The organism is Sphingobacterium sp. UBA5670, assembly GCF_002420705.1.
In the GTDB taxonomy this organism is placed as follows: domain Bacteria; phylum Bacteroidota; class Bacteroidia; order Sphingobacteriales; family Sphingobacteriaceae; genus Sphingobacterium.
In genome coordinates, this window is sequence record NZ_DIIM01000033.1 from 78,455 (window position 1) to 91,668 (window position 13,214).

The 13,214-nt window shown below is 40.7% G+C and carries 10 protein-coding genes; 5 read left to right on the forward strand and 5 right to left on the reverse strand.

Features of this window, described 5'->3' with window-relative positions:
* Positions 1 to 165 precede the first annotated feature (165 nt).
* The 5 genes from B3C94_RS23315 to B3C94_RS23335 all read left to right on the forward strand — a co-directional run bounded on the left by B3C94_RS23315 (position 166) and on the right by B3C94_RS23335 (position 4,899).
* Entirely contained in the window at positions 166 to 933 is a 768-nt protein-coding gene (locus tag B3C94_RS23315; protein ID WP_293908311.1) for a ParA family protein, read from the forward strand.
* 4 nt (positions 934 to 937) lie between these two features.
* Positions 938 to 1,387 (forward strand): DUF3408 domain-containing protein, encoded by a 450-nt coding sequence (locus B3C94_RS23320; RefSeq protein ID WP_293908312.1) that lies wholly within the window; start codon positions 938 to 940, stop codon positions 1,385 to 1,387.
* Positions 1,388 to 1,398: 11 nt separating this feature from the next.
* Positions 1,399 to 2,037, forward strand: coding sequence for a conjugal transfer protein TraD (locus tag B3C94_RS23325; protein WP_293908313.1), 639 nt, complete (start codon positions 1,399 to 1,401; stop codon positions 2,035 to 2,037).
* A 77-nt stretch (positions 2,038 to 2,114) separates the two neighbouring features.
* Positions 2,115 to 2,501 carry a hypothetical protein gene (locus B3C94_RS23330; protein WP_293908314.1) on the forward strand — a complete coding sequence of 129 codons (387 nt, stop codon included), beginning with the start codon at positions 2,115 to 2,117 and terminating at the stop codon, positions 2,499 to 2,501.
* A gap of 355 nt (positions 2,502 to 2,856) precedes the next feature.
* Complete coding sequence (locus B3C94_RS23335; RefSeq protein WP_293908315.1) at positions 2,857 to 4,899, forward strand: alpha-glucuronidase; 2,043 nt, start codon at positions 2,857 to 2,859, stop codon at positions 4,897 to 4,899.
* A 104-nt stretch (positions 4,900 to 5,003) separates the two neighbouring features.
* On the opposite strand, the gene B3C94_RS23340 is transcribed toward B3C94_RS23335, so the two are convergent.
* The 5 genes from B3C94_RS23340 to B3C94_RS23360 are packed head-to-tail and all read right to left on the reverse strand — an operon-like array spanning position 5,004 to position 13,195.
* Complete coding sequence (locus B3C94_RS23340) at positions 5,004 to 6,146, reverse strand: cytochrome-c peroxidase (RefSeq protein WP_293908316.1); 1,143 nt, start codon at positions 6,144 to 6,146, stop codon at positions 5,004 to 5,006.
* On the reverse strand, positions 6,136 to 6,990 hold the full coding sequence (locus B3C94_RS23345) for a putative zinc-binding metallopeptidase (protein WP_293908317.1): 855 nt from the start codon (positions 6,988 to 6,990) through the stop codon (positions 6,136 to 6,138). Before B3C94_RS23345 ends, B3C94_RS23340 begins: the two co-directional genes overlap by 11 nt.
* 5 nt (positions 6,991 to 6,995) lie before the next feature.
* Positions 6,996 to 8,480, reverse strand: a complete 1,485-nt coding sequence (locus tag B3C94_RS23350; protein WP_293908318.1) for a RagB/SusD family nutrient uptake outer membrane protein — start codon at positions 8,478 to 8,480, stop codon at positions 6,996 to 6,998.
* Positions 8,481 to 8,492: 12 nt separating this feature from the next.
* Positions 8,493 to 12,128: a SusC/RagA family TonB-linked outer membrane protein gene (locus B3C94_RS23355; RefSeq protein ID WP_293908319.1), complete on the reverse strand. Its 3,636-nt coding sequence runs from the start codon at positions 12,126 to 12,128 to the stop codon at positions 8,493 to 8,495.
* A gap of 20 nt (positions 12,129 to 12,148) precedes the next feature.
* Positions 12,149 to 13,195 carry a FecR family protein gene (locus tag B3C94_RS23360; protein WP_293908320.1) on the reverse strand — a complete coding sequence of 349 codons (1,047 nt, stop codon included), beginning with the start codon at positions 13,193 to 13,195 and terminating at the stop codon, positions 12,149 to 12,151.
* Positions 13,196 to 13,214 lie beyond the last annotated feature (19 nt).

A 13,214-nucleotide genomic window follows, 5' to 3' on the forward strand; every position in this document is an offset into this window, starting at 1 on the left:
TACCTGAATGAATGCAGGGCTGCTGTACTGCAAGGGAGCAGGTAATCAGTATATCCCACAGGCAATCCTGATAGCTTTCGTGAATGAAAGCGTGAAATCAGAACGGCTTGCCGGAACGCCTGCAATACTGAAAACAAGATTATGTACACTTTAAATTTTTAAAATATGGACACAAAAAAGAAACCTCTGTTTATCGCCTTTTCTTCTCAAAAAGGCGGAGTTGGCAAAAGCACATTTACCACGCTTGTTGCAAGTACGATGCACTATCGTTTGGGCTACAACGTCGCCGTGTTTGATGCGGATTTTCCGCAGCATAGTTTAATGAAAATGAAAGCCCGTGATTTGGCAATGGTAATGGAAAATGAGGCTTTGAAAAAACTGGCTTACAAGCAATTTACCACCATCAACAAAAAAGCCTATTCGATAACACAGCATAAAGCAGATAGCGTATTGGATGCTGCACACGAATATGTAACGGCTTCTGCTGTTCTGGTCGATGTGGTATTCTTCGACCTGCCCGGAACTGTGAACACGCCCGGCATTCTGAAAGCGTTGGCAGGAATGCACCACATTTTTACGCCCATTACCGCAGACCGTGTAATAATGGAAAGTACACTCATTTTCACGCAGCTTTTGCAGGATGTGATTATGAAAAAAGGCGAAACGTCCATAGAAACCATTAACCTGTTTTGGAACCAGGTGGATGGTAGGGAAAGCACACCCTTATATGACGTGTATAATCAGCTTATAGCACAACTGGGGTTAAGCCTGATGCAAAGCCAAGTGAAGAATAGCACCCGCTTTCGTAAAGAAAGCGAAGCGGACAGCAAAACGGTTTTTCGTTCTACCGTAATGCCTCCTGATGAACGGCTGATGAAAGCCTGCCAGTTGGATTTGTTCATCAATGAGTTTTTAAAAATCATTCAATTATAGCCTTATGGAGAAAGATAATAAAAGAAAAGTCACGCCAGAAATTAACGAAGAATTGATGATGAACCTGATGGTTGACGGCATTAAAAAAGACGGCATACAGCTTCCTCCCGAACCGCCTGAAGAGCCGGAAAAGGAAGCTGCAAAAGAAGAGGCAAAGCAGGAAGATTTGTTGCCGGGCAAACCAGTACAAAGAGAACGGAGCCGTAGCAAGAAAAATATTGACGGCAGTTACGGGGAACATTTTTTGAGAACCCACTCTATGACAAAACGGGGGGATAAAAGCATTTATATCCGTCAGGAGTATCACGAACGGTTATCCCGTATTATTCAGGTCATTGGTAAAGATGAGATACCGCTGTATGCTTACCTCGACAATATACTGGAACATCATTTTGAAATGTTTGAGAAAGCAATCACAGATGATTTCAACGAAAAGTTTAAACCCATTTTTTAAAGCGTTTGATTATGGAAATAGTAATTGTGATTTGCCTGCTGATAGTCATTGCCCTGCTTGTGCAGGACAAGATTGTCATTCATAAAAGGTCGCAGCAGAATCCGATGCAGCAGGAAAAAGTGAACCCAAACCTGCCCGATATTATGGGGCAACCCAAGCCCGTAAAAAGCCATTCAGTGCTAAACACTGCCAATAAAAGCCAAATAACGGAACCGGAGATAAACCCTGATAATTTAGACATCGAATACGACGAGAACGAAAACGTCGGTATGCAAATTCCGCAGGAAGAACTGGACGAAGTTTTCAGCAGTATGCCTGATTGGGAAGAAGAGGAAGAGGAATGGAACAGGTACGGAATATCCGGTGGCGATGACAGTCTTGCCCAAGGGGTTACCTACGACGAACTAAGCTCCATAGGGGCATTGCTCCAAAAAGAAAATTTGGAACAGGCTCAAAAGGAAACAGCGGTAGCCATAGTTCAGAAATTACAGGGAACTGAATTATTCAGCCTACTGGAAAATTCCATAGAAGGTGCATCCCGAAAAATTGCCGAGCTTTTGGATAGCACACTTTCAACTGAAAGCGACGACAGTTCTTCCACCTTGCGGAAAAGTGATTTGAGTGATTTTGACATTGGGGAGTTTGTGTAAGCAAACTCCCTTTTTTTTTGGTTTAGGCTTCTTAAGTTCAATTGCCAGCGCTCAAGTGATGAAATCTGGGTATTGATATGGGAGCTTACTCAGTTTACGGCGGTGTGAAAGTAGGGTGGGAAAATGTATCTCAAATAAGTAGTAATGTTAATGTAGGATTCGATATACCTTACGCTTCTGGTATAAGAGGGCAACTTATACAAGTTGTGATAAAATTAGATAAGATTTCGAATAATAGAATCGATTTAGATATTTCTCCGATAGCTGGTGATGCAATACAAGGAGAAGATTTTACATTATCAGATTCTCACTTAGTTTTCGAGCCTGGGGAAAATTCTAAGACTTTAACTGTACATCTGAAAGGAATTTCAGAGTTTGATGAGCTAATCGCTTTTAAAATTGTAAATAGCTCTAATGCAAAAGTGGGGCCTCGTAATCTATTTGTAGTGAATATAGCTAATTAATGCATTCTTTGAAATGGTTTCTTTGATTTGTTCATATGTTTCACAAGTGCAGTTTCAATCAGATTTTTATCCATATTTAAGAAATGAGAAAGTGATTTGTAATCTTTCTGAAAATTTTAGTAATGAAGTGTGTAAAGTTGATGTTAAGGTTACAAGAAAAGGTAATTCATTAATTCTTCAGAATCTAATCTTATGAATAAAGAAGAATTGTTATGATTTCGTTTTCGGACAGATAATTGGTAACAGCGCAAAGCTAAAAAGGGACAAAGTACACTCTTATCAATCTTTATAGATTTATAGTCTAAAGGTTCATTATTTCGGATTAATGGAAAGTTTTACAAAATTATATATATCCATGTCAATATTTAAAATTATTTTTTTCGGTCTCGTGTTAATTTTACCGCTCTGTTTGAAAGCTGAGGACGGTAGTAAATTGTGGTTACGTTACAACCCAGTTTCTTCTGAAGATGTAAAATCAAGGAATATTAGATTAATATCTTCGGCAGACGAAATATCTAATGTGGCTAAAGAAGAGCTCGAAGCATATTGGGGAAAGCAGTCTATAGAGTTGAAGTTAGATAAAAGTCAGAAGCGTCTGAAAGATGGTTTCATTATTCAAGGCGATGCCAGTAAAATACAGCTTACAGCTTACAGTTCAGTGGGTTTATTATATGGGGCTTATAGATTGTTGGAGTTACAACATTTAAAGGAAAATTTACAAACCTTAAATATTGTTGAAATACCAAGTTTTGATATACGGACACTAAATCATTGGGATAATCTTGACGGTACGGTAGAGAGGGGGTATGCAGGACGGTCATTATGGCAATGGGAAGATTTGCCAGGCAAGTTATCACCTAAGTATGAACAATATGCGAGAGCAAATGCTTCTATTGGAATCAACGCTACGGTTCTAAATAATGTAAACGCTTCATCAAAAATATTAGCATCAGATTATATTTTAAAGGTTAAAGCTTTAGCTAAAATATTTCGAAAATATGGTATTAAAGTCTATTTAACGGCTAATTTCGCATCACCAAAGACTTTAGGAGGTTTGGTGGATTCCGATCCACTGAGAAAGGAAGTAAAAGAGTGGTGGAAATCAAAAGTTAAAGAAATATATACAGAGATTCCAGACTTTGGAGGTTTTTTGGTTAAAGCGAATTCGGAAGGTGAGCCTGGGCCCCAAGATTATGGTCGTTCACATGCGGATGGAGCTAATATGCTAGCTGATGTCTTAAAACCTTATGGAGGTGTAGTGATGTGGAGAGCATTTGTATATAATCCGAAGGCTGATGATAGAGCAAAGCAGGCATACGACGAGTTTTTACCTCTGGATGGTAAGTTTAGAGATAATGTAATAATTCAAATAAAGAATGGCCCAATTGATTTTCAACCCAGAGAGCCATTTAGTCCACTATTTGGAGCAATGAGGAATACCTCCCAAATGTTAGAGTTTCAAATTACTCAAGAATATTTAGGTCAGTCAAACCACTTAGTATTCTTAGCCCCACTTTTTAAGGAAACATTAGACAGTGATACATATGCCTATGGAGTCGGTACAACTGTAGCAAAGATTACGAGTGGAACTTTTCGAGATAACAAAAAAAGTGCTATCTCTGCTGTCGCTAATATCGGACTTGATCCTAATTGGACTGGTCACGATTTTGCCCAAGCGAATTGGTATGCGTTTGGTAAGTTAGCATGGAATCATCAATTATCTTCCAAACAAATAGCAGAGGAATGGTTAAAATTAACTTTTTCAAATGAGGTAGACTTTGTTAAACCAATCACTGACATGATGATAAGTTCTCGAGAAACTGTTGTTAATTATATGATGCCTCTTGGACTACATCATATTTTTGCTGAAATCCACCATTATGGACCTGCACCATGGTATGAAGTGCCTGAAAGAGTTGACTGGAGATCGACTTATTACCATCAAGCAGATTCTTTAGGGATCGGTTTTGATCGTACTATCAAAGGAACTAATGCTGTTTCTCAATATTTTCCGCCTTTGGACAGTATATATAATGATGTTAAATCCTGTCCTGAATCATATTTATTATGGTTTCATCACATCCCGTGGGATTTTAAAATGAGAAATGGTGAAAATTTTTGGAATTCGTTGTGTTATAAATATTATTCTGGCGTCAAGGAAGTTAGGGAATTTCAGAAAACATGGGATAAAATCGAAGCATATGTTGATCCTGAAAGGTTTCGATTTATTCAATCTAAACTTAAAGTCCAAGCCTTAGATGCAGTTTGGTGGAAAGACGCCTGTTTGCTATACTTCCAGACATTTTCTAAAATGCCTATACCTTATGAACTAGATCGACCTGTTCATAATCTGGAAGACCTTAAAAATATAAAATTAGATATGAAACACCATAATTAAGATGAATTTGAGTTAAAACTATTGTTGTTTATTCATATTTCCTGTTGGCAAAGCGCTTGAATCCATGAATCAAGCGCTTTTATTATTTTTCCTAAGCTATGATTTTAATCAAGTCCCGGTATAATGGGACGGTTTACTGGATAAGGAAGTGAACTAATGGATTCTAAAAAAGCAAGTATTGCATCACGCTCAGCGACACTGAGCTGTAAGGGCTTTAAATGGACTGATGTCTCTGGAAAGAGTGGATCGTCCTTTTGATGTTCTTTTCTTTTGGGATGTGGCATACCATTATTGTATGTATTTATAAGACCACTAAGGTCTTGAAACATGCCATTGTGTAGCCAGGGACCTGTTCTGGTGACATTCCGTAGGCTTGGGGTTTTAAATTTTCCGACATCCTCATTTCTTTTGCTGTAGTTGTATAATCCCATGTCTTCTTTTTGTTCACCATACAAGGTAAATCCGATATTGTGAAATTCCTGATCGGTAAAAAGTGGTCCGCTGTGACAGTTTATGCAGCGAGCTTTGGTTCGGAAAAGATGTAAGCCGTGTATTTGCTTGTCTGTAAGCGCCAAGCGATCTCCTAGCATGAATTTATCGAAAGCGGTACGAGAGGTTTTGATGGACCTTTCGAAGGTAGCGATAGCATGGACAAGCTGATCGAGATCCGGACTATGCGTACCAAAAGCAGCCATAAAATAGGTTTTGTATGCATCTATTTTATGCATCTTTTGTGGTAATGTAGCTAGATCGGTATTCATCTCTTTGGGGTTAGATAATGATCCTTTCGTCTGTTCCTCCAATGAGCCGGCCCGACCATCCCAAAATAGCCTTTTGTTCGCCCAAGAGAACGCTACGCTGGGTGTATTTCTAGCACCCTGACGATGATTATGCCCTATTGCACGAATACGCCTATCTGTCCAATGCATGTCTGGATCGTGGCAGCTCGAGCAAGAAATTTGCATAGATCCACTTAACCTTGGATCAAAAAAGAGCATCTTTCCGAGATTGATTAATGCGCGTGAACTTGGGTCATTAGTTTGTAAAGGAACTTGTGGTAATGGACCTAATTCCTGAAATTTAATACCACTGTCAATACTTGCTTTGGGCCATTTGTCGCTGGACTGCTGGTACAATCTACGGAGAGCAGCAAGATCTTCGTCTTGCTGCTGAATAAAACCGAGTAATATGGGGATTAGAAGGATAGAACATACCCTAACCCTAAAGCTATATTTCTTATAATTCACGATTTGAAATAATTTCAGTGTCAATTTCCCAATTGTCTTTTAGGTATTTTTTTACGAGTGCATATTTTTTGGCTATTAGGCCCGATGTATCAAAAGCTGTCGTCAGATAACTTGCTTTAAATTGAATTTCATTATACCGTAACGCATAATAGATAAAAGCCAGAAAATCCATGTCTACTGTATAGGAACGCTGATACTCCAAAAATCCCAATCCTTTATACGCTGTCGCCGAATTGCCAGTTGCGTTGAATAATGCTGTAAAGCTACTTGGAATACTGATCTTTTGACGGCTAAGTGCCTGCGTGAAAAAAGTACGGTGCAAATCCGCTTGTATATCTTTTTTCTTACTGCTGTTCAGTGTTTTTAAAGTGGAGTTTACGTAGCTAAAAGTGACGTGATTGATGCCGGAATAGAGACCGATATTGGTAGTCAATGTGTCATAACCCGTAGGTTTTGCCGTATTCACAGTGAGCTGATAGATACCCGCTGAAAGTAAGATCTTGTACGGCATTAGTTGCTGTAGCCGATCTTTGGAATAGTCTGAGAGAAATGCTTTTTGGATAAAAGTAAAAGCATCCATTACAGCAGCTGGTTCGCCTTCCTTAGCCATGTAAGGCAATCTGCTCGTTCCATTCCAACGAAAGTCATTTTCTGAAAAACGGTAGAGTATATAACTATTATAGTCTTTCTGAAATTGTACAAACAAGTCATCGTACGCGGCATTACCCTGAGGTAAGGTGTAAAATTCATTTGACGGCGACGCCACGGGAGTTTCCTCTTTTTTGCAGGCATTTAGGCTGACAATAAGCGTACAGAGTCCGATAAGATAGTAGTATGTTTTCATGTTTTTTAAGGATTAGATGCTGCTCCAACGCGAGGGCTTGCGAGTTGATTTTGGCGAATCGCCGGATTGTTTATCAGAACATTGTCCGGAATCGGTAATACATAAGCTGGATCTTTCGCTTCAAGCGTATAGATTGTTGCGGTGGGTTCGTACCAGATATGTTTTAGCTCCGGCATCCCATAACGGCGTAGATCAAACCAGCGCAGGTCTTCAAAACTCAGTTCACGACGCCGTTCTGCCCTGCAGAATTCCAGTGCTTCTACTGGATCGCTGAAGTTGACGTCCTTATAATTACTTTCCGAAAACCTATTCTTACGAATTGTATTTAAATCGTTGTTAGCTTGTGCTAAGCCATTGCCCTGTCCTGCCTGAGTTTGTAATATATAAGCCTCTGCACGGTTGAGGTAAGCTTCCGAAGTGCGCCATGATTTGCCTGGTGCGGATCGGCTGGCCCATTTCATGGCATTGTAAAGATATCGCCCTGTCGTCTTTTTAACATAGGTATTCCAGCGAAGATCTTTATCAGTGTACATATTTGCTAAAGATTCAGACATTGTAAACATGGTCGTATTGGTGGCTAGATCACCAGGTTGAACTTCGGTTGTGATACCCGATATCCAGAGTGTTTCAGGATTTTTTGTGCTAACAATGACATTGTTTGTTGTAGCTTCAACCGTAAAGCTGTTTAGATTGAGCAGTGTTGCATTTTTTTCCAGTACTGCGTTTGCATGACTGATCACAGCATCCCATCGATCCATGTGCAAGTTGACTCTCGAAGCCAAGAGATGGGCTGCCGGCAAACTTATGCGGAACAGGCCACCACCTATATCAGCTGTTTTCAACAGGCTAATCCCATTTTCTAAATCAAGTAATATTTGGTCATAAACCTGTTTTACAGTATGTCTTGCAATCCCTGCATCCTGTAGGTCTGGACTTAATATGAGCGGGACACCGAGCTCTGTTTCAGGTGATTTTGTCTTATCGTTATAAGGCCATCCGTATAGATTAACCAACTGGAAGTAATAGTAGGCACGCAATACGTAAGCCTGCGCTTTCAGGTATTCCTTGTCAGTTATTGATCCGGTTGAGACATCGGCATACTTTAAGGCAATATTGCAACCCAGGATTCTGTTGTAATACGAAGCCCAAGGGTTTGCCCCCGATGTATTGTCGCCATTGAGGTAAGCCGAATAGTAATCAGGTTGCCAGGTGAAGCTCCAGCGATAAGATAGTGTACGCGCCGAAGTTGAGGTACGAGGCGCAATACCATCCACATCATCGTCCATAAGCGTGGTCAGGGTATTAAGCGGAGGATCTCCGACACTTGCTCCCGAAAGTAAGGGGTAGCCACTGCCCATGAGCAGTTCGTTAAATTCTTTGGTTGTTGTTGGTACTAGCTCGTCCTGGGAAGTTTCTTCCAGAAATTTTTTGCAAGAGCCCATAAGCAGCAGGCAGCTTGCCAGTGTAAGTGTGATATAGCCTGTTTTCATATTTTTAACTATTTAAATGCCTACTTTGAGGATGAAATTGTAACTCGGTGTAATGGGTTGGGCGATACTGCCTGTATTGGCTTGTTCGGGATCCTGTGATTGCCATACTTTGCTTTTCAGGATAAAAGGATTGTATACCTGAAACCCAACTTGCAGTTGTTGTAGTTTCCACTTTTGTACAAGTTGAGGATTGAACAGGTAATTAAATCCGATATGTCTAACACGCCAAAAACTGGCATTGGCTACGCGTAGATCCGATTGATTATACATATCGTATAGACTGACGTAGGTCCCTGCTGCAGTGGGAAGTGGCACGCTACTGACCGCAAAGTCATTGACCTTGATAAATGCGGGTTTATCCGTTATTGTCTCATCACCCGGTTTTCGCCAACGCTCTGAAAGTTCATTGCTGAGGTTCTGATCTGGAGCAGGCACATATTGTGTACTTTTGTACAGGTTGTTCAACCGCTTGTGCTGTCCCAGATTAAATGCCGATGATCCTTCTATGCTCATGTTTTTATAACGGAAGCTCATGTTGAATCCACCCGTCACCATCGGATCTTTACGTCCTGAACGAACCAAAAATTCGAAAAGAAGGAGGTCATTTTCAACTTTATTTGTATTGATACGATCTATTAAAGGCAAGCCTTGCGTAGGATCCAGTCCAACAAATTTGTACGAATAGAAAGTTCCTGCCGATTCACCATCAACAAAGGTATTTCCAGTAAGATAATCTGCATAAGTATTTAGTGCGCCGGCATTGTAGACATGATTGCTATTGCGCGCGATGTTGGCCGAAATTGTCCAGGAGATATCTTTCTTTGCGATAGGGGTCGCATGTAATGCTATTTCGAAACCTTCATTTTTGAGTTTTGCTCCATTTTTGTAAGCATGGGCGACGCCATATTCCAGCGCTGTGGGTACCTGAAAGATGATATCTTTGCCTGTCTTATTATAATAATCCAATGATAGTCCAAAGCGATTTTTTACAAAAGAAAAGTCCAATCCGATATTGCTGCTTGCCGTTTTCTCCCATCGAAGATCAGGATAGGGCAGGCTGCTGATATTAAGGATATATTGACCCGATACAGGGTCGACAATTTTATCCCCATAAGCTGCTACGAGTTCGGGGCCAATTTGCTGTACCACATTTCCCTGATGGCCGTAAGAAGCACGTATACTGAGATCACTGAGCCAATCGATAGATTGAAAAAGGTTTTCTTCATGAATAGCCCATCGGCCTGCTACACTCCATACCGGTAGAAATCGATTGTTCGTATACTGTCCAAAGCGGTTAGACGCGTCGGTGCGTACGTTGGCATTGAGGATATATCTGCGGTCGTAGCTATAAGCAAATGTACCGAAAACTGATAAGTTGTTGGATAGGTTATCGCGAAGTGCGGCATCATGTTTAGTCAGTGAAGATCCATAGGTTGCACCTGCCAAACTTGTACTCGTCGAACTAGCATTGTATTCGTAAGAGATGCTTTTCCCTCTTTTTGGGAAGTAGCCCCACTCTTTAGCTGAAAAACCGTCATATTGATTGGATCTTACTTCCATACCGACCATCGCATTGATCAGATGTTTACCCGAATAACCCAGTTGTTTCTTGTATTGTAATGTATTCCGTAAAGTGTAATTAAAGTTGTTGAGATCATTATAGTAGAGCAGTCCGCCGTACGGGAGCTTTGAGGCTAACTCATTTGTGCTTCCCGGAGCCACCGATCCATAGTCATAGCCACGGATCAACGCAATGGAATAGCTTTCCTCGCCGGCATAACGCGCACTTTTAGTATTTGCGAATCCGATGGCCGCTAAAGCTGTATAACGGAGGGCCGGTGTAAAATCCCAGTTGAGCTCCAGTTGAGCATTGACCTGCTTGACATTGGCTTCATTACCGCTATTGCTCAGTTCATTTAAAATGTTGTAATTTAATAATGAAAGTCCTTGGTATTCACTCGCAGGAGAGTAGCGAGTAGGATAGTTCTCGTTAATGTCAAGTGTTCTACTTGTGTTCAGTGCATAATCAAATGGATTGACGCCATAATACCCGGTTGTTTTGCGGCTCGAAAAATTCATTCGGCTATGAAGCGTAATGTTTTTTCGGAGCTGATTTTTCAACCTTAAGCTTATAGCATATTTCTCGGCGTTATCGCCCTTTGCAGTGCCTTTATTTTTATCATAACCCAAGGATATGAAATAATTGTCTGTTTCATTGCCACCTGCTACACTTAAGTAGTGGTTTTGGTTAAATGCGGGCTCAAATAGTAGGTCAAACCAATCTGTGTTTTTTTGTTCGTACTGTGCTACTTTTTGTTGGAATGTCGTTGCATCTATCTTATGGTCGAACAAGTCGAACATGGCTCCTTCATAAGAGAAAGAGAAAGGCATATTTTGATAAAGCAAGCCATCTGCATAAGCCTGCTTGGAAAAATCTACCCGTTGTTTTGAGTTCATCATATTAAAATCACTGTAGGAGGGCCTACGGGCAATTCCCAAGGATGTGCTGTAAGAAATTCGTGCCGGTCCCTGTTTTCCCGATTTTGTACTGATGACGATGACGCCATTTGCCGCACGGGTGCCATAGATAGCTGTTGCAGAAGCATCTTTAAGTACGGTAATTGAAGCGATATCCTGTGGATTTAGTCCGGCGATGGCACCTCCAAGGATACTGAACTGTGATTCATTTCCTAATTGTTCGAGCCTATTAAGCTGTGTGGTGGCGACTAAGTTGTTGACTTCCTGGTTGCTGAGGTTGACTGGGTCTTCCCATATAACGCCATCCACAACCCAGAGCGGGGTGCCGTCTCCGACTAGCGTAGAGACGCCACGCAGTCTGATGCGTGGATTAGCAGTTGGACTTCCCGAGGTATTCATGACCATAAGTCCTGGGATTTGTCCTTGTAACATTTTATCGACCGATTGATAGCCTTCTAGCACGATGTCTTCTCCTTTTATCGTTGTTGTAGCGCTCGCAAGCATGCGTGCGTCTCGTTGTTGATAACCATCTACAACGACATCCATGAGCTTTTCATTTTGCGGTTCGAGAATAACTTGGGTTGTTTCTTTGCCTGTTAGCTGGATCGTAACCTTTTTGAAACCGATATGACTAATCTCACATAATACCGTTTCTTTAACCTCATCAGCAGGAATTGCAAGCGAAGCTACACCCTCATGTCCCGTACTTGTCCGCCTTTTGAATTCGGGTAGGTAAATAGAACTGCCCTGTAAAATCTGATGGTTTTGATCTTTGACCTGAATACGAAAAGTGCGCATTTTTTGTTGTTTCACTGCCGCTCTTCGTTTGATCAATATCTCTTTTGAGCCATCTATAATTTTCCACTCATACTGAGTAGAAAGTAGGCGATTAAGCAATTCGGTGAGGTCACCGCTTTTTATTTTAAGATCTATGACCTCCTGTAAATTGATTTCCTCGTGGTTGTAAAAGAATTTGAGACCTTCATGTTGTGATAGCTGTTGAAGAATATCACCCAGTTTTTGCCTGGAAGCATTCACCTCGTAAACATGTTGTTGTGCGTAGAGATTGGACTGAGGGCTGCTAAGAAAGATTGTACCAAGCGCAGATAGTAAAATTATGCGCATAGGGTATCCCTTCTTTGCACCTGTTTTGAACTGCAAAGTATTCATATGGTATGATTAAGAATAGATTAGTGTTTTTTTATTAAATACTCTTTGTTAATTTTTTTATAGCTTAGACCAGCGGTCCATGTGATTTTATCAAGATTCTCATCAAGTGATTGCTTTGGCGATATCTTTCCAGAAAAATGAAGATTGGCCAATTGAGTTTGATCTAGCGTAATTTTACAATTATACCATTCCTCTAACTGTCGCAGTAGTTTAGCTAAGGGAACATGATGATAATCAATAGCTTTTCTCAGCCAGAGATGATGCTCTTCAGGTCCTATTTCTTCGATGTTCCACTCATAACGACTAGGCTTATCAGTTCGTACAATCCGGTTCTTAGGCAATAAGGCATGACTATAAGCATTAAAACCAAATGCATTGAACATGACTTTTCCTTCCAGCAGTTCCACATAAAAATCAGAACGTCCTCCGGTTTTTTTTGTTCCAGTAAAAAAATGTGTTCCAGTTACCTCGATTATACCGTGTTGGGTAATCACCTGAAAAGGGTTATCGACTGAACTTTTTACTTCAAAGTAAGCCTCTCCTGTGATTTTTACCTGCCTTGTGTGTTGATCGGAAGGAATTAGGTAAGAAATGCGACTGTGTTTATTTAACCAAACTTTCGTGCTATCGGGCAAAAGAATCATGTCACTGCTCGAATTTGAACTTCTCCAGCTATGAGAGATGGGCTGCTCTCTAGTGAATTGATCGCGCTGATAATACTTGGAGCTATACCATAGGGCAAAGGTACTTATAAACAATACAGCAGCAGTAGTGGCCACATAACGGCTAATCTTACGGTATCGGGATATAGGCTGAGGGGTATAATCTAAGTTTGACTGTAAATTATCCCATGCCGTTGAACGCCGGTTCTCAAAATAAGACTTGCTGTGCTGCTTGGCAGAAATATAGTCTCTTAGCAAGGGAAGTACATGCAGCCAACGCGGGTCGCGCGCAATGAGCGTTTTAAGTAAGGCTTCCCGATCAGTGTAAGAAGCTATTAATTGCTCAAATTCCTGATTTTTTAGCTGCTTTAATAAGGTATGAAATAGTACTTCGTTGTCTTTCATGAATAATAAGCAAATTTCG

Excerpts from the sequence above, each read along its gene's own strand:
- B3C94_RS23315 (WP_293908311.1), top strand. The coding sequence starts at position 166 with ATGGACACAAAAAAGAAACCTCTGTTTATCGCCTTTTCTTCTCAAAAA.
- B3C94_RS23350 (WP_293908318.1), bottom strand. The coding sequence starts at position 8,480 with ATGAAAACAGGCTATATCACACTTACACTGGCAAGCTGCCTGCTGCTT.
- B3C94_RS23360 (WP_293908320.1), bottom strand. The coding sequence starts at position 13,195 with ATGAAAGACAACGAAGTACTATTTCATACCTTATTAAAGCAGCTAAAA.
- B3C94_RS23335 (WP_293908315.1), top strand. The coding sequence starts at position 2,857 with ATGTCAATATTTAAAATTATTTTTTTCGGTCTCGTGTTAATTTTACCG.
- B3C94_RS23325 (WP_293908313.1), top strand. The coding sequence starts at position 1,399 with ATGGAAATAGTAATTGTGATTTGCCTGCTGATAGTCATTGCCCTGCTT.
- B3C94_RS23355 (WP_293908319.1), bottom strand. The coding sequence starts at position 12,128 with ATGAATACTTTGCAGTTCAAAACAGGTGCAAAGAAGGGATACCCTATG.
- B3C94_RS23345 (WP_293908317.1), bottom strand. The coding sequence starts at position 6,990 with ATGAAAACATACTACTATCTTATCGGACTCTGTACGCTTATTGTCAGC.
- B3C94_RS23320 (WP_293908312.1), top strand. The coding sequence starts at position 938 with ATGGAGAAAGATAATAAAAGAAAAGTCACGCCAGAAATTAACGAAGAA.
- B3C94_RS23330 (WP_293908314.1), top strand. The coding sequence starts at position 2,115 with ATGGGAGCTTACTCAGTTTACGGCGGTGTGAAAGTAGGGTGGGAAAAT.